Genomic DNA, 18,522 nt, shown 5'->3' with positions numbered 1-18,522 from the left:
TACGCGGGCACGGGGCGCGAGTACCGCCAGAATGTGGGCATGGAGCCACAGTCCGAATCGCACCAGGCACGCCTGCGCTCCCGCGGGGTCGAGCGTCTCGTCACCTTCACCGACGCGGTCGTCGCCATCGCCATCACCCTGATCGTGCTGCCCCTGGTCGACGCGGCCCAGCAAGACCGATCCGAGGGTGCCGGAACCTTCTTCGCCGACAACGCGCTCAGCCTCTTCGCCGCGGCCCTCAGCTTCGTGCTGATCGCCTCGTTCTGGAAGATGCACCACCGCGTCTACATCGACGTCATCGCCTCGACCCCCGCGCTCATCAACGCGAACCTGCTGTGGGTCGCCGCGATCGCCTTCCTCCCGCTCCCGACCGTGCTCGTGGTCGAGACATCCGGCACCACGGCCCTCGGATCCGGCGTCTACATCGCGACGATCCTCGCCACGGTCGTGGCGATCCGGCTGCAGAAAGAAATCATCGTGCGCCGCGGACTTCGAGGCCCGGATGTCCCAGCCCCACCCACCTCGTGGACCGACTGGTTGGCGGTTCCCCTCACCGTGCTCGCCCTGATCATCGCGGTCGTATTCCCGGTGACGAGCCTCTACCCGCTGTTGCTGCTGCTGCTCGCACGACCCATCAGCCTGGTCGTGCACCGCGGCGACAGCAACCGGCGCACCTATTCGCAGAACGCCTGACGCCGACCGCCGCCCCACCTACGCCTCGCCCCGCCTCCAACGCACGATGTCCCACCTTTTCACCCCAAAACAACGCATGGGGTGAAAAGGCGGGACATCGCGGAGGGGATTCCGGCAGGGAACGCTAGGCGGCGACGGGAACCGCTCAGGCCGGGGCGACCTCGTCCACGGGCTCGCGCTTGCGGACCCACGTCTTCAGCCCGACGACCGCGAACGCGGCGACGACGGTGCCAGCGATCAGCGCGATCAGGAAGCCCCAGATCGGGTTGATGGCGAAGAAGACGAAGATGCCACCGTGCGGGGCGAGAGACGAGACGCCGAACGCCATGCTGAGTGCACCCGTGACCGCGCCACCGAGCATCGAGGCCGGGATGACGCGCAGCGGGTCGACCGCGGCGAACGGGATCGCACCCTCGCTGATGAACGCGGCGCCGAGCAGCCAGGCCGCCTTGCCGTTCTCACGCTCGACCTGCGAGAACCTGCGGCGTGCGAGCACGGTCGAGGCGAGCGCCATCGCGAGCGGGGGCACCATTCCGGCACACATGACCGCTCCCATGATGAGGTACGGGGCCGAGTAGATGTCGCTCGTGGATGCCGCGGCAAGACCGGCCGTCGCGAACGTGTACGCGACCTTGTTGACCGGGCCACCGAGGTCGAAGCACATCATGAGGCCGAGGATGATTCCGAGGCCGATCGCCGAGGCACCGGTCAGGCTGTTCAGCCAGTCCGACAGCCAGATGACGAGCTGCGCGATCGGACGACCGAGCAGCAGCACCATCAGACCCGAGGCGAAGATCGACCCGACCAGCGGGATGATCACGACGGGCATCAGGCCACGCAGCCAGCGCGGGGCGGGGATGCGTCCGATCCACCAGGCGATGAAGCCGGCGAGCACGCCGCCGACCATTCCACCGATGAAGCCGGCGCCCATCAGCACGGCGACGGCACCGGCGACGAAACCGGGTGCGATACCCGGCCGGTCGGCGATCGCGAAGGCGATGAAGCCCGCGAGCACAGGCACGAGGAAGCCCATCGAGGTCGCACCGATCATGAAGGCAACGGACCCGAGATACTGGCCGAGCCCACCCTCGGGAAGGTCGACGATCGAGTTGTCGATGATGACGGTCGCCGCGAAGTCGGTCACCTCGTATCCGGCGAGCAAGAACCCGAGCGCGATCAGCAGACCGCCACCCGCGACGAACGGGATCATGTAGCTCACACCGGTGAGCAGCCACCGCTTGATGCGCGCCCCGACCGACTCGTTGGCGGTGTTGGTGCTCGCCGTCGCGGTCGAGCCGTCGGCGTTCGATGCCGGGACACGGTCGGCGGTGGGATCGGATGCCGCGGCCACAGCCTCGGCGACGAGAGCGTCGGCGTGGTCGATGCCGCGCTTGACCGTCGTGCGGATGACCGGCTTGCCGGCGAACCGCTGCGGTTCACGCACGTCGACGTCGACCGCGAAGATCACGGCGTCGGCCCCGGCGATGATCGCGGGGTCGATGGCCTTGTAACCGCTCGAACCCTGCGGCTCGACGATCACCTCGATGTCGGCCTTCTGGCCCGCGGCCGTCAGGGCGTCTGCTGCCATGTAGGTGTGGGCGATGCCCGTCGCACAGGCCGTGACCGCGACTATGCGCGGGCGGGGACCGTGCTCGGGCGTGACCGGAGAGACGACCGCGGGCTCGGCGATCGGGGCCGCATCAGTGGCGGAGGGTGCAACAGCCGGGGCCGGGGCATCCTCTTCTCCGATCGCGACACGAACGATCGAAACGACCTCGGCATCGGTCTTTGCGGCACGCAGCGCCGAGGTGAAGTCGTCCTGCATGAGGTTGCGCGCCAGCTTCGACAGCACGGCCAGGTGCGCCTCGGCGGCATCCGCGGGCGCGGCGATCAGGAACACCAGGTCGGCGGGGCCGTCCTCGGCGCCGAAGTCGACACCCGGGGCCAGGCGCGCGAAGGCGAGCGAGGGAACGGTGACCGCGGCGGTCTTGGCGTGCGGGATCGCGATTCCGCCCGGCAGACCCGTCTCATCCGTCTGCTCGCGGGCCCAGGCGGCGTCGAACAGCGCACCGGCGTCGCTCGCGCGACCCTGCGCGGCGACACGCTCGGCGAGGGCGCGAATGACCGCGGCCTTGTCGAGCCCGAGGTCGACGTCCAGGCTGACGAGCTCGGGCGTGATGGTGGGCGGGCCTTCGTGTGGCGTGCCCGCTGCGGACATTCCTGCTTCTGACATTGCGTGACCTCCTATGGCCGGTAGTACGAAGAGTGCTGTTCGGGGGGCTCGGGACACCACGCGACGACATTGATTCGAGCGATGTCGACGTGTCCCGTGGGCAGATCTGCGGGGGTGGGTGCTTGCGAGCCGGGGAGGGATGCCGCGGCCGCTCCGTACTGGATCGCCCGGCGCAATCGCCCGGCCGCGTCGAGCCCGTCGACGTCGCCCAGCACGAATCCGGCGAGCGAGCTGTCGCCCGCGCCGACCGTGCTGACGAGCGTGACGGGCGGCGGGGTTCCGGCCCATGCGCCGTCGGCGTCGATCAGCACGGCACCGTCACCACCGAGGGTCACCAGGGCGGCACCGACCCGCTCCGGCACGAACGATCGCGCAAGCTCCACGACCCGGTGGATCAGATCCGATGCGTCGCCCATCGTCTCGAGCGCCACGGCGGCGAGCTCGGCGAGTTCGTCCTCGTTCGGCTTGATGAGGTCGGGGCGGCCGCGCTCGACGACGGCCGCGAGGGCCGGGCCGGACGTGTCGACGGCGATGCGCGGGGAATGCGCTCCCCATCGCTCGCGCACCGCATCGATCACGTCGACGTAGAAGTCATCCGCCACACCCGGCGGGAGCGAGCCCGCGAGCACGAGCCACTCGGCTCCGTCGCAGGCCGCGGCAACGGTCTGGATCATCTGCGCGGCCTCATCGGGCGAGAGCACGGCACCCGGCAGGTTGATCTTCGTCGTCTCACCCGTCGGATCGGTCAGGGTGAGGTTGACGCGAGCGTGGCCCTCGATCGGCACGACATAGGCGCAGGTACCGGTCGCCGCGAGGATCGCCGCGTACGGATCCTCGGACGCGAGCGGCAGAACCGCCAGCGCCTCATGACCCGCGGCCTTGATGGCCCGGGCGACGTTGATGCCCTTGCCCCCGGCATCCTCTCGTCCCGGCGTGCCGGACTGCACGTCGCCCGGTCGGAGCGCGGCGTCGAGGGCGATCGAGCGGTCGAGAGCCGGATGGGCGGTCAGGGTGACGATCACGACAGCCACACCTCCGCGCCCGCAACCGCGAGGGCATCGGCGAGGTCTTCGGGCAGCGGCGCATCCGTCACGACCACGTCGATGTCTTCGAGTCGGCCAAACCTCACGAGGTACTCCTGACCTGCTTTGCTCGAGTCAGCGAGGACGATCACCCGGCGGGCCGACTCGACGATGGCCTGCTTGACCGCCGCTTCTTCGGGGTCGGGGGTGCTGAGGCCGAACGGCGTCGCGAGACCGTTGGTGCCGATGATCGCGACGTCGGGGCGCAGAGACTCGATCGCGCGGACGGTCGACGATCCGACCGCGGCGGCGGTCAGTCCACGGACGCGCCCGCCGATGACGGAGAGTGCGAGATCTCCGCGCGCACCGAGTTCGGCCGCGATGGGGACGGAGTGCGTGACGACCTCGGCCGTCGCGCCGACCGCACGCAGGTGATCGCCGAGGGCACGGGCGAAGGCAGCCGTGGTCGTGCCCGCGTCGACGAAGACCGAGCCACGAAAACCGGTGGGAATTGCGGCGAGGGCGCGGGTGGCGATATCGGCCTTCTCGGCACCACGCTGCAGGCCGCGTTCGGCGACGGCGATCTCGGCCGTGCTCGTGCGATCCAGCGCCACCGCTCCCCCGTGCACACGGCGAAGGGCTCCGGCACGCTCCAGCGCATCGAGGTCACGACGAACGGTCTCGGTGGTGACGTCGAAGGTGCGGGCGAGGTCGACCACAGAAACTCGGCCCTGCTGCGAGAGCTGGTGCTCGATCGCGACCTGGCGCTCCGTTGCATACATGCGAGTCGACCCCCATTGGTTCGGCGATGTTTCCCACACAGTACAACTCAAAACAACATAAAACAAGAGGTATTCGCAACAGGAGTGCGCCTGCGGGGTCGCCACCCGGGCGCGCCGGGTTCGCCTGCCGAGGCCCATGTCCCGAGTCCCGTGCCCCGTGGCCATGCCCCGCTCGCCTGGCAGTAGGTGCGGTCACAGGGCGCCCCACACCGCAACGAGTGCCAGGCGAGCGATCCTGTGGCGAACCCTACGAGTGCCAGGCGAGCAATCGTCGCGGCGGGCGCTACGAGAGTTCGAGCTCGGAGTCGGCCAGAACCACACGGACCTCGACGCTGTCACCACTCAGGGTGAATCGCACCGCCGTGCCGGCACCGGCATCGGGGTAGCGCTCTTCGAGGTCGCCGGGGACGGGCGATCCGGGGTAGACCATCATGTCGGCGACCGGATCGAGCCCGCGCGGGATGCAGCTGAGCGCGCGAACGTCTTGCGGGCCGTCCGACACCAGAACGCACCGCACCGGCGCGTCCGTGGGCGTGCCCCACACCTGCAGGCCCGCGAAGTCCTCGAACCGCATGAAGTCGTCCATATCGGCACCGATCTGACGCAGGAAGAGCCGGTACTCGGTACTCAGCTGCTCATCGGCGTAACCGGGATCGACGCGGAGCAAGGCATCGGGTCGATCGGTGAACAGTCCCGGCACGATCGCGAGCGCGAGCACCACGACGAGCGCGACGGCCGCCACCGCGATGGCGCGCGGGTTGCGCGACCAGCGAGCGAGGCGCCGCGCCCAGGAGCGGGCACGGGGCGTGCTGGCGTCACCGGGGGTGGCCGGCGCAGAGGCCGGCGTAGCGGCCATCGCGGCGGCCGAGGCATCCGAATTCCGATCGTCGACCGGGAGCGAACCGGGCTCCCCCGCGACGAGCGGTGATACCGGGAGCGGCGGGCGCGGTGGAACCGACGACCCGGATGGCCCAGACGTCGCGGCGGACGCGGTTCCCGGCGAGGATGCCGCCGGGACTGCGCGACGCACCCCCTCGAGTTCACGCAGGCGCGCTAGCGCTGCCGGGTCCGACTCGATGTCGGCATCGGGACCGTACGCCCGCAGCCGCAACTCCCGCAGCTCAGCGTCACCTCGCGTGGGGTCGGCATCGCGCTCGTCGAGTTCGGCATCGTTGCCGCTCGGCGCCTGGGGCGTCATGTCTCCATTATCGGCGTCCGCAGAGGGGACGGGCCCTTACCGCCCCTATCCCGCGCCCGCACAGCGAGACACCTCTCGTGCGTCGAGACAGCCGATGCCACGGGGTGTTTCGACGCACGACGGGTGTTTCGCTGAGGGCGACTGCCTCAGGCCCCAGGAGCCAGGAGTCCGCTCTCGTACGCGATGATCACGAGCTGGGCCCGATCGTGGGCGTACAGCTTCGTCATGATGCGGTTGACGTGGGTCTTCGCCGTGTGGGGTGAGATGAACAACTCGTCCGCGATGTCCTGGTTGGATCGGCCACGCGCCACGAGCAGCAGCACCTCGCGCTCGCGCTCGGTCAGGTGTTCGAACTCGGGCGGCATCACCCCGACGGCCGGTGCGCGAGTCGGCAGCACATAGCGCGTGATCAGGCTGCGCGTAGCCGCGGGCGAGAGCAGTGCATCGCCGGCATGGATCGCACGCACCGCGCGGACGATCTCGTCCGGCTCCGCCCCCTTGCCGATGAACCCGCTCGCCCCCGCCCGCAGGGCCGCGACCAAATACTCGTCCTCTTCGAAGGTCGTCAGGATCAGCACGCGCGTCTCGGCGAGCGCCGGGTCGGAGCAGATCGCCTCGGTCGCAGCGATGCCGTCGACCTGGGGCATCCGGATGTCCATCAGCACCACGTCGGGTCGCAGCTCGGCCGACTTCGCGATGGCCACGGCGCCGTCGGCCGCCTCCCCCGCGACCGTGATGTCTTCGGCATTCTCGAGCAGGTCGCGCACCGCCGAACGGATGAGCGATTGGTCGTCCACGATCAGAACCGTTGTCACTCTGCGCCGTCCTCTGGATGCTTCGCGAGGGGCAGGCTCGCCGCGAGCCGGTACCCGCCGGGTGTAGAGCCAGCCTGAACCGAACCGCGGACCGCCGCGACCCGCTCGCGCAGACCGGTGAGCCCGTGCCCCGATCGTGCTTCGAATTCCCGGGGCTGGTCATCGCGGATGGGGTTCGTCACGACGACCAGCATCGCCTCTGGCGCCGCCTCGAGCAGAACATGAGCGCGGTGCAGGGCGCCATGCTTGTGCGCATTCGTCAGGCCTTCTTGCACGACGCGGTACGCGATGCGCTGAAGCGGCGTCGGCACAACCGTCAGGTCTCCCTCGCGCCGCACCCCCACCTCGAGGCCGGTCTCCTGGAAACGCGCGACCAGGTCGTCCAGGCGCTCGAGTCCCGGCTGCGGGGGACGAACGGATGTCTCGTCGTCGCCGCCCTCGTCGGCCCGCAGCATCTCGAGCAGATCGCCGATCTCGGCGAGCACGCTACGCGATGCGGAGCGGATGTTCGCGAGCGCCTCGCGCGTCTTCTCGGGACGCGTCTCGAGCGACGTCGATGCCACGCCCGCGTTCAAACTGATGACCGAGATCTGATGCGCGACGGCATCGTGCAAGTCACGCGCGATGCGCAAGCGCTCTTCGGTGATCTGACGCTGTGCCTCGGCCTCGCGGGTCTTCTCGGCGCGCAGAGCCCGCTCCGTCATCTCGCTGATGTACTCGCGGCGCGAGCGGGTAGCGTCGCCCGCCGCTGCTGCGAACGCCATCACGAAGGCGAACTGGAAGGTACGGGGGTCGAAGACGTCGCCGATCGCGGCGAGCACGCTGAGCAAGACGATACCGGGCACCGCCACCGCCATCGTGATGAGAGTCCGTCGCCGGGTCGAACGGTTCGCAACGCCGAACATCGCGATCGCGGCAGCGAGCACGATCCCGGGGGCGATGGTTCCGAGCAGCGCCGCGATGCCGTAGCACCCCAGGCAGGCGACGAGGACGGACAACGGCCAGCGCCGTCTCAGTGGCAGCAGCACCGCCGGCAGCAGGGCGACGACCACGACGAGCGGGCTATCGGGGCGGAACTCGTGAGCCGGAAACGGCACGAGCGCGGCCACCACGATCAATGCGGCCGCGACGAGATCGCCCACCCACGCGGGTGGGTGGCGATGCGGGATCGCCCACGGCCCGTCGGACTCCATGGGTCTCATGAGACCAGTGTGCCGCGCGCGAGCGCCGCACGCGTCGTCCCCTCGTGGCAGGGCCCGTACCGCGAACGCGGTAGACGGATGCATCCGCTCGGGTGACGCGCCGCCCACCGGGCCCGGCGACTCTGGGGATATGACTTCATACACCCGAAGGGCGCACACATGACCGCCCCGCTGATTTCGGTCACCGACGTCCACAAGTCCTACGGACGCGGCGCCAACCGCTTCGATGCCCTGCGCGGTGTCAGCCTCGACATTCGCGCCGGTGAGAGCGTCGCGATCGTCGGCAAGAGCGGGTCGGGCAAATCGACCCTCATGCACCTGCTCGCGCTTCTCGATCAGCCGACGAGCGGACGCATCGACCTCGAGGGCACCGACACCCGCACCCTGCGGGGGCGGGCTCTCAACCGCACGCGCAACCGCACGTTCGGGTTCGTGTTCCAGCAGTTCTTCCTCACGTCCGGCACGACCGTGCTCGATAACGTCATGCTGCCGATGAAGATCGCCGGGGTCGGGCGCCGCGAGCGAAAGCGACGTGGGCATGCAGCGCTCGCTCAGCTGGAGCTCGACGACAAGGCCCGCAACAAGGCCCTCGACCTGTCGGGCGGTCAGAAGCAGCGCACCGTCATCGCCCGGGCCCTGGTCAACGACCCGCGCGTCATCTTCGCCGACGAACCGACCGGAAACCTCGACACCGCCACCGGCGCGGTCGTCGAAGACATCCTGTTCGGACTCAACCGTGAGCACGGCATCACGCTGATCGTCGTGACGCACGACGAAGACCTGGCGGCGCGTTGTGACCGGCGCATCCTGATCCGAGACGGCCTGATCGTCGCGGACGAGGCGGTGGCGGCATGAAGACCTCAGACCTCATCACCACAGCCATCTCGCAGACCTTCCGCTCGAAGGTGCGGACGACCCTCACGATCCTGGCGATCTTCGTCGGAGCGTTCACGCTTGTCCTGACCAACGGGCTCGGCACCGGCATCAATCGCTACATCGACGACACCGTCAGCTCGATCGGCGCGACGGATGTCATGACGGTCACCCAACCCTCGGGGGCGGGCGTGGCGGCCGGCGGCGGGCCGATCGAATACAACCCCGACGCGATCGCCGCAGGGCCGACCGCCGCGCCGGGCAGCACCGTCGTCGCTCTCGACCAGACAGACCTCGACGCGCTGGCCGCGATCGACGGGGTCCTTAGCGTCGAGCCAACGATCTCGGTCAACGCCGACTACGTCCAGTACGGCGACGGCACCCCGTACGTCACGGGCGTCGGTCGCTTGGTTGCGGGCCAGACCATCCAGTTGGCGGCCGGTTCGGAACCGGACGACTCCTCGAGCGCGCCCGAGGTCACCCTCCCCCTCTCGCTGATCGAACCCCTGGGCTTCGACGACGCAGAGTCGGCGATCGGGCAGACCGTGACGTTCGGGATCACGGATGCCGAACGTCAGTCCCACACGGTCGAGGCGACCGTCACCGGCGTCGCCGACCAGGCGTTCGCGGCCCCGACGACGACGGTGACGCCCAACCAGGCGCTGACCGACGCACTGGTCGACTTCCAGAACATCGGGGTGCCCGCCGCCGAACAGGAGCGGTTCGCGCAGGCGAGCGTCTTCTTCGACCCGGACGCCACGACCGAAGAGATCGACGCCCTGAAACAGCGGCTCGAGGCCGAGGGATACACCGGAACAACCGTTGCGGATCAGCTCGGAACCTTCACCGCGATCATCGACGGCATCGTGCTCGTGCTGAACGCGTTCGCGATCATCGCGCTCCTCGCGGCGAGCTTCGGCATCGTCAACACCCTCTACATGTCGGTGCAGGAGCGGACGCGTGAGATCGGACTCATGAAGGCCATGGGCATGGGCTCGGGGCGCGTCTTCAGCCTGTTCAGCCTCGAGGCGGTGTTCCTCGGATTCCTCGGCAGCGCGATCGGAGCCGCCGTCGCGATCCTCGTCGGCACCGCGCTCAGTTCGGCGCTCGCAGACACACTCCTCGCGGATCTGCCGGGCCTGACACTGCTGGCGTTCGACCCGATCTCGATCGCGACGGTCATCCTGATCGTAATGGGGATCGCGTTCCTGGCAGGCACGCTACCGGCCGCTCGGGCTGCGAGCGCCGACCCGGTCGAGTCCCTCCGCTACGAGTAGGCCCGGCCCCCTGCATCCGGTCCCGCCCGTCCCCCGTCCGCCGGCACCGGACACGGCACCGGCACCGGCACCGGCACCGGCACCGGCACCGGACAGCGAAACACCCCTCGTGCATCGAGAAACCCGATGCCGAGGGGTGTTTCGTCGCGCGAGGGGTGTTTCGGCGCGGCAGAACGGATGCGCGGGGCTCAGGCCTCGCTCATCGCGACCTTCTCGGCCTGACCCTTCGCGGCGTAGAACGCGGCGCGCGCCGCGAGGCGGCGAGTCTGCTCGGCTTGACCTGCGTCGAGCTCGTCCTGCGGAACCTCGAAGTTCGGCACGTGCGGCTTGCCGTTGTACTTCTCGATGTAGGCGTCGAGCTCGGGGCCCGACGTCCACGAGGTGATCAGGCAGTAGCGCGGCTCAGTGCCCGGGTGGGTGGCGGCGTGCCACAGACGCTGCGTGTCGACGATCAGCTGAGCGCCGGCAGGCAGGGCGATGCGCACCTCACCCTCGGGGTCGGTGCGGTTGTCGCGCAGCACGAAGTAGCTCGTCTTGTCGTCGGTGAGGTTGAAGAATCCGCGGACGACCCAGCCCGTGCCATCCGGGTTCAGACGGTTGTTGTCGTCCTGGTGCAGGTTGTAGAGGCAGTCGGCGTAGGTGTTCGGCTGCAGCTCGATCACGCGGCAGCGGCCGACGTTCGCACCCGGCTCCATGGCGCGACGCGTGAGGTTGGGCGCCTTCTCGGTCTGCGAGTCGATCCAGACGCCGTCCTTGTCGGTGCGCGGCGGCTTGTGGTTCCAGAAGCCGTTGCACTCGATGTCGCCGAAGGCGCTGGCCAGGGGCGCAAAGCGCGTGTCGCCCGAGGACTTCCAGTCGTTGTACTCGATGTCGAGCCATTCTTTGGGGTCGAGCTCCTGGTTGTAGGAGTCGAGCACCACATAGCCGGTCTCTTCGAGCGCTGCGGATTTGATGTAACCCATAAGGTGACATGCCTTTCGTCAGAGGGCCAGCACGTTTTAACAGGCCCAACTTAGGCAAGCCTACCTCCGGCCCCTGAACGCGCCCCGGAGGCCCGGCCGTGAATAACGGAGCGGGTGGAACGGATGCCTAGACTGGACCGCGCGGGTGGTTCGCCCCCGCGGTTCCGAGGCATCAGGGGGCGAAGCAAGACATGGGCAGTGCCACCAACGTCGACGCGGTCGCGGTCAACACGGTCGCCTGGCTGTCGGCGCCCGACACCACGATCGTCGTCCCCGTCTACCAGCGCCAGTACCGCTGGGACATCGGCGGGTGCGAGCAGCTGCTCGGCGACATCCGTGCCGTCGCCGACCTCGACGACCGCAGCATGCACTTCATCGGCTCCATCCTCTCGACCGCAGCCGCGGATCCGGATGCCTCCGGCACCGCGGGCGAGCTCGTGCTGATCGACGGACAGCAGCGCATCACGACGCTCATGCTGCTCGTCGCGGCCCTGCACCACACCGTCAAGGACGACGACCCCGCCCTCGCGGCCGAGCTCGAGCGCGTGCTCGTGCGCGCCGACGATCCCGACCGCACCCAGCCCACCCGCACCAAGCTGCGTCCGAACAGCGCGTGGGCCCGCGTGTTCGAGAGCGTCGTTCTCGACCCTGGCGGAACCGAGCATCCCGAGACCGAGGACGCCTACCGCGAGTCGCGATTCGACGACAACTACGCGTTCTTCCGCAGCCAGGTCCGCCGCGACGAGGTTCCCCGCATCTGGCGCGGACTCCAAAAGCTCGAGCACGTCGCCATCACGCTCGGGTCGGGCGCGAACGCGCAGCAGATCTTCGAGAGCCTGAACTCCACGGGCGAGCCGCTGCGCGACCACGAGCTGATCCACAACTACGTGCTCATGGGCCTCTCGCACGCCCAACAGAGCGAGATCGAGGATGCCTACTGGGTCCCGATCGAGCGCAACACGGGTGAGGCGATCGCGAGCTTCTGGCGCCACTTGCTCGTCATGACGACGGGCCGCGAGGTCGCCGTCGCGGGCGAGCGGAGCGTGTACGACGCCTTCCGTCAACGCTTCCCCCGCATGGACCTCGACACTCTCCGGACGGATGCCGCAGAGTGGCGCGACTACTCCGACATCTACCGCATCCTGCTCGATCCGTCGCAGGAACCGGATGCCGAAATCGGCCGCCAGCTGGGATATGTCAACACCTTCGGGCGCGGCATGTATCCGCTCGTCATGCGCGCGTACCGCGACTACGCGCTCGGCGTGACCGACCGCGCCGAACTGATCGCGACGCTCGAGAACATCCAGTCGCTCCTTCTGCGCCGCACGATCTCGGGCCTGTCGAACGATCGGCTGGTCGCCCGCCTCTGCCGCGCTCGAGAGGACGGACCGGATGCCTTGGTCCGGGCGATCGCGCGGATCATGCCGTCCAACGAGCGCGTCCGCGTCGAGCTCAAGTACGGCGCTCTCCCCCACGCCGCCTACGTCCTTGGGCGACTGGCGGGTGTCGAGAGCGCGGGTGGGCTCGACGGCGACGGGCTGGAGATCGAGCACGTCTTCCCTCTCGCCCCCGCCGATACCTGGACGGGCGATGGCGAACGCGCCTGGGCCGACTACACCGAGGACGAGCAGAACAGCCACCGCGCCCTCGCCCCGACCCTCGGCAACCTGACGCTGATCGAGACGGGCCTCGCCGAGCGCGGGTTCGACGCATCCTTCCCCGAAAAGCGCGACGCGCTCTATCCGAAGAGCCGTCTGGCGCTCACGACGGCGATCGCGGACACACCCGCGTGGGGTACCGCCGCGATCACCGCCCGCACCGCGGCGCTGACCGAGGCGTTCGTCGACATCTGGGCGCGACCGCAGGTGATCGCTATCGACGATGACGGGCTCACGCCGATCCTCGACGCGGTGCGCCGCCGCGGCTGGCCGCGCGGGTGGGAGCGCGAGTTCGAGTACGTCGAGTACCGCGGCGAGCACTGGGAGGTCTACGACATCAAGTACCTCTTCAACCGCATCTTCAAGCGCCTCTGGGCCGACGGTCGCGAGCACGTCGTTGCCTTCAGCGCCCGACGCGGTGGCCCGCTCTATCCCGAGCAGGCGTGGAACGGGCAGTGGGATGCGCTCGACGAGTCGACGTTTTTGTACATGGGGTGGGACTCGAGGTACATGCTGACCGCCGTACAGGGCGTGCTCGACGAAGTCGGCATCGCGTCGGAGGTCTTCGTGAAGTACTCCTACACCGGCGCCGCGATGTAGCCGGGGTCCACTCCCGACCGCAACGCCGCACATCCGGTTTCCCCTCACCTCGACGCAACGCCGCACATCCGGTTTCCCCTCACCTCGAACGGACGCAACACGCCGTCTCGCGCGGAGCGGCACGGCGTGTTGCGTCCGTTCGCGCGTCGGCGCGTGCCGGAACCCCGACCTTATTCGTCGAGTTCGCCGCCGTCTGCGGGAGAGGGGTGCCCCTCGGCCGGCAGCGGCTCCGATGCTTGCGACCCTTCGGGCCGGTCGGGATCAGCGCCCTCGGCCTGGCTCGGCTTGCCGGCGGGTCCGTCGAACTTGTCATCCTGAGTGTTCATGTGTTCACCTTCGCTCTGACCGTGCCCTCACGCGAGGGGCTTGACGGCGACGGTATCGCGGGTGGGACCTGCGGCATCCGTTGCCCGCGTCCGGACCGCGACGTGTGTGGCATACTGGCTTCCGCGCTCCTGCGGCACTCCGGCCGTGTGTGAGAAGGAGCGAATCGAAGGACGGGTCATGGCGGGTATCGGTTCCGGCGTACATCGCTGACCGACTCGCGCACCCTTGCGTCTCTCGTGTCAGCACCCCTGACACAACCCGGAGATCCGCATGCCCGCTTTTCGTCCTTCCGTCGTGCTTCACGACCTCACCTTCGCCTGGCCGGATGGCTCCCCCGCCATCGATCACGTCTCGGGCGCCTTCGACCGCGGCCGGACGGGCCTCGTCGGCCTGAACGGCGTCGGCAAGTCCACGCTCCTGCGCATCATCGCGGGAGACCTCTCGCCGACGGGCGGTAGCGTCACGGCCAACGGCGTCGTCGACTATCTGCCGCAGAACCTGACACTCAGACCACACAACACCGTCGCCGACCTGCTGGGTGTGCGAGACATCCGCGATGCTATCCGCGCGATCGAGGGCGGCACGATCGAGCAGCACCTGTTCGATCTGGTCGGCGACGATTGGGATGTCGAGGCACGATCGATCGCGGCACTCGCTGCCGCGGGGATCAACGTCGAAGACCTCGACCGTGCCGCCAACACACTGTCGGGCGGAGAGACGATGCTGACTGCGCTCGTCGACGTCTCACTGCGCCGCGCCGACATCGCCCTGCTCGACGAGCCGACCAACAATCTCGACGGCGAAGCGCGCGAGCGCGCGTACGAGCTGGTCAGCGGATGGCGCGGCACCCTCATCGTCGTGAGCCACGACACAGCCCTGCTCGAGCTCATGGACAGCACGGCCGAACTGCGCGCCGGGTCCCTCTCGGTCTACGGGGGCCCCTACAGCGCCTATCGGGAGCACGTCGAGGCCGAGCAGGAGGCGGCCGAGCGCGCCCTCCGAGCGGCCGAGCAGACCCTCAAGACCGAGAAGCGGCAGCGCGTGCAAGCCGAGGAGAAGATCGCGCACAGCGAGCGGCAGGGCCGGAAGGATGCCTCGAACCGCAAGTATGTTAAGGCAGTCGTGAACGACCGCCGCAACTCCGCCGAGAAGGCGCAGGGCAACCGGCGCGGCATCCTCGACGACAAGATTCAGAGCGCGCGCGAGGCGGTCGATGCGGCGGGCTCGCGGGTACGCGAGGACGACCGCATCTCGATCCAACTACCCGACCCCGGCGTGCCGCGGACGCGGCGTATCGCCCGCCTGGTTGGGAGTGACGGGCGTGAGGTGCTCGTGCAGGGGCCCGAGCGCATCGCTCTGACGGGTGCGAACGGAGTCGGCAAGACCACGCTGCTCCGTCAGCTCATCGGCGATGCTCCGGCGCCCCAGCCCAACCATCCGCGCGCCGAGGCGATGGTCGAGCAGATCGGATATCTCTCCCAGCGCCTCGATGGGCTGGATGACGCGGCCTCCGTGCTGCAGAACGTCGGGCGTGCCGCACCGGGTGCGACCCCGGGTGAACTCCGCAACAAGCTCGCCCGGCTCTTGCTGCGCGGATCGAGCGTCGACCGGCCGGCGGGGTCGCTGTCGGGCGGCGAACGATTCCGTGCCGCGCTGGCGACGGTGTTGCTCGCCAGTCCCCCGGCTCAGCTACTCGTGCTCGACGAGCCGACCAATAACCTCGACATCCCGAGCGTCGGTCAGTTGATCGAGGCGCTCGGTTCCTATCGCGGCGCGCTGATCGTCGTCAGCCACGACCGGGCGTTCTTGGACGGGCTCGACCTCACGAGCGAGCTGCGGGTGGACCGCGAGGGCGTGCTAACCCGCATGCCCTAGGTAGATGGAACGCGGTCGGTCCGACGCGGCCGTCTTCAAGAAAGCGCGAGCACTCCCAGCAGGACGAACCACGCGAGAAAGCCGAGGTAGATGATCCGCTCCGTCAGGCCGAAGAGCCCCAGGCGTTCCCGGCGGGCGGTGATCACGAATGCCTCAGGGCGCATGACCCCGAGAATGCACACTCTAATGAGCGACCGCCTCCCACCGCCACGATTCACGTCATACGAATCCGTCGGGTCCTCAGCCGCGCCCGTTAGCGGTGGTCGACGGGCTCGACGCCCGCGCGTCCCCGCGAACGGACGCAACACGCCGCACCATTCGACGACACACGGCGTGTTGCGTCCGCTCGCGTTGGCACAACAGGTCGCGACCGACCGGGCTCAGCGGCCGGGTGGGCCCAGCGGCCGAGGGCTCAGTGACCGGCGTCAGCCGCGTGATGCACCGGATGCCTGCGCTCGAGGGCCGAGCCCTCCACATCGACGTTCGGCACGATGCGATCGAGCCAGCGCGGCAACCACCAGGCCGACTGACCGAGCAGGTGCATGAGCGCGGGCATCAGCAGCATCCGCACGATGAACGCGTCGAACAGCACGCCGAGGGCAAGCCCCAGGCCCATCGATTTGATGATGACCGACTCCGAGGTGATGAAGCCCGAGAACACCGCGACCATGATGAGGGCCGCCGCCGTCACGACCGTCCGCCCGGCGCGGAACCCCTGTGCCACCGCGAGCCGCGCGGGGGCCCCGTGCGCCCAGGCCTCGCGCATGCCGGATGCGAGGAAGAGCTGATAGTCCATCGCGAGGCCGAACAGGATGCCGACGAGGATCACGGGGAGGAAGCTCAGGATGGGTCCCGGGTTATGAACCCCGAGAAGCTCGCCGAGCCATCCCCATTGGAAGACCGCGGTCACGGCGCCATACGTGGCGAAGAGGGACAGCACGAATCCAGCGGTCGCGATCAGCGGCACGAGGAGCGAGCGAAACACCATCATCATGATCAGGAACGACAGGCCGACCACCACGAGCAGGTAGAGCGGAAGGACATCCGCCAGGCCCTCCGAGATGTCGATGTTGATCGCGGCCTGCCCGGCGACACCGAGAGTGATGTCGCCGTCGATCGTGGGGAGGTCGCGCAACTCACGCACGAGCGTCTCGGTCGAGACGCTGCTCGGCCCCTCGGCGGGAATGACCTGGAAGGCGGTGAGGCGGTTGTCGTCCGACAGCGCGACGGGCGCGACCGAAACGACGTCCTCCTGCGCGGCGAGTTCGCGGGCCACGAGCAACTGCGCATCGAGGGCCCCGGCATCGTCGAGCCCGGCCGGGAGGGATGCCGTGACCAGCAACGGACCGTTGGCACCGGCCCCGAAAGCTTCGTCGGTGAGCGTGAAGGCGCGGTAGGCCGACGAGTCCGCCGCCTCCGACCCACCGTCGGGCAGGCCGAGACGCATCGACAGCGCCGGAATCGCAACGACGAGCAGCGCGATGGTCGCGACGACGACGGTGAGCACGGCACGCAGCGTCGACATGGGCCGGACGGACCGGGATCGTTCGGCCACAGCATCCGGATTCGCCGCGCGCGCACGCTCCACAGCCCGCTTGCTCAGGATCCGGTACTTCGCGAGCCCCAACAGCGCAGGGGTCAGCGACACCGCGATGAGCACGGCCACCGCGACGCTCACGGCGCCCGCGGTTCCCATGACACCGAGGAAAGGAACACCCGTGATGTTGAGCGCCAGCAGCGCGACGATGACGGTCGCCCCCGCGAACACGACGGCGTTGCCGGCGGTGCCGTTGGCCAGTCCGATCGACTCGTGGACGTCTGCGCCCTCGAGCAGCTGCCGCCTGTGTCGATAGATGATGAAGAGCGAGTAGTCGATGCCCACCGCAAGCCCGAGCATCACGCCGAGGATCGGGGTCACGGATGCCATCTGCACGACGCCTGAGAATGCCAGCGTTGCCATGGCACCGATCGCCACGCCGACCAGCGCGGTCACGATCGGGAATGCGGCGGCGAGGAGCGATCCGAGCACCACGACCAGGACGATCGCGGCAACGGCGACGCCGACGACTTCGCCCACACCCAGGATCTCGGGCACACCCTGCGAGATGTCGGTCGAGAAGGCCACCTCGACACCCTCGATCGGCTCGGACGCGAAGTGCTCGATCACGGCATCCTTCGACTCCTGTGCGAGTTCGAGCCGCGGCTCGGAGAACTGCACGTTGACAATCGCGGTGGCTCCGTCTTCCGAAACGACGCGGATGCCGTCGGCGAACGAGAGCAGTTCGGCACCGCGTTCGAGCTCGGCCTCGTTCTCATCGATCGTGGCCAGGCCGTCCGTCAGCTCCTGACGCTGGTCATCGATGATGCTCTGCTGCGCGTCCAGTTCGGCCTGCTGAGCATCGAGCGCGGTCGTCGGCAATCCCGCGGCCTCGAGTTGAGCCCGCGCGGCATCGAGCTGCGTCTGTCCCGCGTCGAGCTGCGTCTGACCGGCTTCGAGCTGTTCCTGACCCGCCTCCGCCTGCTCTCGCGCATCCGTGAGCTGGGTCCGGCCGTCCTCCACCTGCTGGCGCTGGTCGGCGAGCTGCTGATCGGTCGCGAAGGGATCGATCACGTCCGACACGTCGGGGAGGTCGCGGCCCAATTCCGCGAGCTCCGCGATGTCGGCGCGCTGCTCGTCGGTGAATGCGCCGTCGTCCTCGGTGTGGAACACCACGATGCCCGAGGCGCCGCTGAAGTCGGGCAGCTGCTCCTCGAGCTCGGCGATGACGTCGCCCGACGCCGTTCCGGGGATGTCGAAGCTCGAACTCAGGCCCGCGAACCCGACGAGGAAGCCGCCGACGGCGATGCCGAGGATCACGAACCAGCTGACGATGACGGTCCAGGCCCGTCGAGCGGCAAACGATCCCAGACGGTGCAACAGTTCGGCCACGACTCTCCCTCAGATTCGCGGAGGCGTGCCCCATCGATGGGGCCCGCTCCGCATCGATCGGCACCGATAAGATAAC

15 protein-coding genes are annotated in these 18,522 nt (G+C 68.8%); 5 read left to right on the top strand and 10 right to left on the bottom strand.

The genetic code is table 11. The annotated features are described in order from the left end of the window. Positions 1 to 39 precede the first annotated feature (39 nt). Entirely contained in the window at positions 40 to 693 is a 654-nt protein-coding gene (locus tag CGU34_RS08590) for a TMEM175 family protein (RefSeq protein WP_051514153.1), read from the top strand. Positions 694 to 838: 145 nt separating this feature from the next. Here CGU34_RS08590 and CGU34_RS08585 read toward each other — a convergent pair whose 3' ends face one another. The 6 genes from CGU34_RS08585 to CGU34_RS08560 form a co-directional block, all read right to left on the bottom strand. Continuing rightward, positions 839 to 2,926 carry a PTS fructose transporter subunit IIABC gene (locus CGU34_RS08585; RefSeq protein ID WP_232711605.1) on the bottom strand — a complete coding sequence of 696 codons (2,088 nt, stop codon included), beginning with the start codon at positions 2,924 to 2,926 and terminating at the stop codon, positions 839 to 841. Positions 2,927 to 2,937: 11 nt separating this feature from the next. Continuing rightward, positions 2,938 to 3,948 carry a 1-phosphofructokinase family hexose kinase gene (locus CGU34_RS08580; RefSeq protein ID WP_100813953.1) on the bottom strand — a complete coding sequence of 337 codons (1,011 nt, stop codon included), beginning with the start codon at positions 3,946 to 3,948 and terminating at the stop codon, positions 2,938 to 2,940. Next, entirely contained in the window at positions 3,945 to 4,730 is a 786-nt protein-coding gene (locus CGU34_RS08575) for a DeoR/GlpR family DNA-binding transcription regulator (RefSeq protein WP_100813855.1), read from the bottom strand. The genes CGU34_RS08580 and CGU34_RS08575 overlap by 4 nt, the downstream gene beginning before the upstream one ends. Positions 4,731 to 5,013: 283 nt before the next feature. Then, a complete protein-coding gene (locus CGU34_RS08570) occupies positions 5,014 to 5,928 on the bottom strand; it encodes a hypothetical protein (RefSeq protein ID WP_100813854.1) in 915 nt (304 codons plus the stop codon). A gap of 146 nt (positions 5,929 to 6,074) precedes the next feature. Further along, positions 6,075 to 6,743 (bottom strand): response regulator transcription factor, encoded by a 669-nt coding sequence (locus CGU34_RS08565; protein ID WP_100813853.1) that lies wholly within the window; start codon positions 6,741 to 6,743, stop codon positions 6,075 to 6,077. Beyond that, the gene (locus CGU34_RS08560; protein WP_157811263.1) at positions 6,740 to 7,945 is read right to left on the bottom strand and encodes a histidine kinase; all 1,206 of its coding nucleotides are present in this window, start codon (positions 7,943 to 7,945) and stop codon (positions 6,740 to 6,742) included. The genes CGU34_RS08565 and CGU34_RS08560 overlap by 4 nt, the downstream gene beginning before the upstream one ends. Positions 7,946 to 8,104: 159 nt before the next feature. On the opposite strand from CGU34_RS08560, the gene CGU34_RS08555 reads away from it, so the two are divergent. Beyond that, a complete protein-coding gene (locus tag CGU34_RS08555; protein ID WP_051514169.1) occupies positions 8,105 to 8,800 on the top strand; it encodes an ABC transporter ATP-binding protein in 696 nt (231 codons plus the stop codon). Further along, positions 8,797 to 10,095 (top strand): ABC transporter permease, encoded by a 1,299-nt coding sequence (locus CGU34_RS08550; protein ID WP_100813851.1) that lies wholly within the window; start codon positions 8,797 to 8,799, stop codon positions 10,093 to 10,095. Before CGU34_RS08555 ends, CGU34_RS08550 begins: the two co-directional genes overlap by 4 nt. Positions 10,096 to 10,283: 188 nt before the next feature. On the opposite strand, the gene CGU34_RS08545 is transcribed toward CGU34_RS08550, so the two are convergent. Then, positions 10,284 to 11,057 carry a hypothetical protein gene (locus CGU34_RS08545; RefSeq protein ID WP_100813850.1) on the bottom strand — a complete coding sequence of 258 codons (774 nt, stop codon included), beginning with the start codon at positions 11,055 to 11,057 and terminating at the stop codon, positions 10,284 to 10,286. 191 nt (positions 11,058 to 11,248) lie between these two features. Between CGU34_RS08545 and CGU34_RS08540 the strand changes: the two genes are divergently transcribed. Continuing rightward, positions 11,249 to 13,315, top strand: coding sequence for a DUF262 domain-containing protein (locus CGU34_RS08540; RefSeq protein ID WP_100813849.1), 2,067 nt, complete (start codon positions 11,249 to 11,251; stop codon positions 13,313 to 13,315). A gap of 170 nt (positions 13,316 to 13,485) precedes the next feature. Here CGU34_RS08540 and CGU34_RS16960 read toward each other — a convergent pair whose 3' ends face one another. Then, a complete protein-coding gene (locus CGU34_RS16960; protein WP_157811262.1) occupies positions 13,486 to 13,641 on the bottom strand; it encodes a hypothetical protein in 156 nt (51 codons plus the stop codon). 271 nt (positions 13,642 to 13,912) lie between these two features. Between CGU34_RS16960 and CGU34_RS08535 the strand changes: the two genes are divergently transcribed. Continuing rightward, positions 13,913 to 15,517, top strand: a complete 1,605-nt coding sequence (locus CGU34_RS08535; RefSeq protein ID WP_100813848.1) for an ABC-F family ATP-binding cassette domain-containing protein — start codon at positions 13,913 to 13,915, stop codon at positions 15,515 to 15,517. A gap of 35 nt (positions 15,518 to 15,552) precedes the next feature. Here the strand turns inward: CGU34_RS08535 and CGU34_RS17530 are convergent, their stop codons facing one another. Further along, complete coding sequence (locus CGU34_RS17530; protein ID WP_269800297.1) at positions 15,553 to 15,681, bottom strand: hypothetical protein; 129 nt, start codon at positions 15,679 to 15,681, stop codon at positions 15,553 to 15,555. A 248-nt stretch (positions 15,682 to 15,929) separates the two neighbouring features. Then, positions 15,930 to 18,446: an MMPL family transporter gene (locus tag CGU34_RS08530; RefSeq protein WP_100813847.1), complete on the bottom strand. Its 2,517-nt coding sequence runs from the start codon at positions 18,444 to 18,446 to the stop codon at positions 15,930 to 15,932. Positions 18,447 to 18,522: the final 76 nt, after the last annotated feature.

The organism is Microbacterium lacus, from assembly GCF_002812805.1.
GTDB classification, from domain to species: domain Bacteria; phylum Actinomycetota; class Actinomycetes; order Actinomycetales; family Microbacteriaceae; genus Microbacterium; species Microbacterium lacus_A.
This window is presented reverse-complemented; position numbering and strand designations above follow the sequence as displayed.

Excerpts from the sequence above, each read along its gene's own strand:
- CGU34_RS08550 (WP_100813851.1), top strand. The coding sequence starts at position 8,797 with ATGAAGACCTCAGACCTCATCACCACAGCCATCTCGCAGACCTTCCGC.
- CGU34_RS08555 (WP_051514169.1), top strand. The coding sequence starts at position 8,105 with ATGACCGCCCCGCTGATTTCGGTCACCGACGTCCACAAGTCCTACGGA.
- CGU34_RS08545 (WP_100813850.1), bottom strand. The coding sequence starts at position 11,057 with ATGGGTTACATCAAATCCGCAGCGCTCGAAGAGACCGGCTATGTGGTG.
- CGU34_RS16960 (WP_157811262.1), bottom strand. The coding sequence starts at position 13,641 with ATGAACACTCAGGATGACAAGTTCGACGGACCCGCCGGCAAGCCGAGC.
- CGU34_RS08575 (WP_100813855.1), bottom strand. The coding sequence starts at position 4,730 with ATGTATGCAACGGAGCGCCAGGTCGCGATCGAGCACCAGCTCTCGCAG.
- CGU34_RS08585 (WP_232711605.1), bottom strand. The coding sequence starts at position 2,926 with ATGTCAGAAGCAGGAATGTCCGCAGCGGGCACGCCACACGAAGGCCCG.
- CGU34_RS08540 (WP_100813849.1), top strand. The coding sequence starts at position 11,249 with ATGGGCAGTGCCACCAACGTCGACGCGGTCGCGGTCAACACGGTCGCC.
- CGU34_RS08590 (WP_051514153.1), top strand. The coding sequence starts at position 40 with ATGGAGCCACAGTCCGAATCGCACCAGGCACGCCTGCGCTCCCGCGGG.
- CGU34_RS08570 (WP_100813854.1), bottom strand. The coding sequence starts at position 5,928 with ATGACGCCCCAGGCGCCGAGCGGCAACGATGCCGAACTCGACGAGCGC.
- CGU34_RS08560 (WP_157811263.1), bottom strand. The coding sequence starts at position 7,945 with ATGAGACCCATGGAGTCCGACGGGCCGTGGGCGATCCCGCATCGCCAC.
- CGU34_RS08535 (WP_100813848.1), top strand. The coding sequence starts at position 13,913 with ATGCCCGCTTTTCGTCCTTCCGTCGTGCTTCACGACCTCACCTTCGCC.
- CGU34_RS17530 (WP_269800297.1), bottom strand. The coding sequence starts at position 15,681 with ATGCGCCCTGAGGCATTCGTGATCACCGCCCGCCGGGAACGCCTGGGG.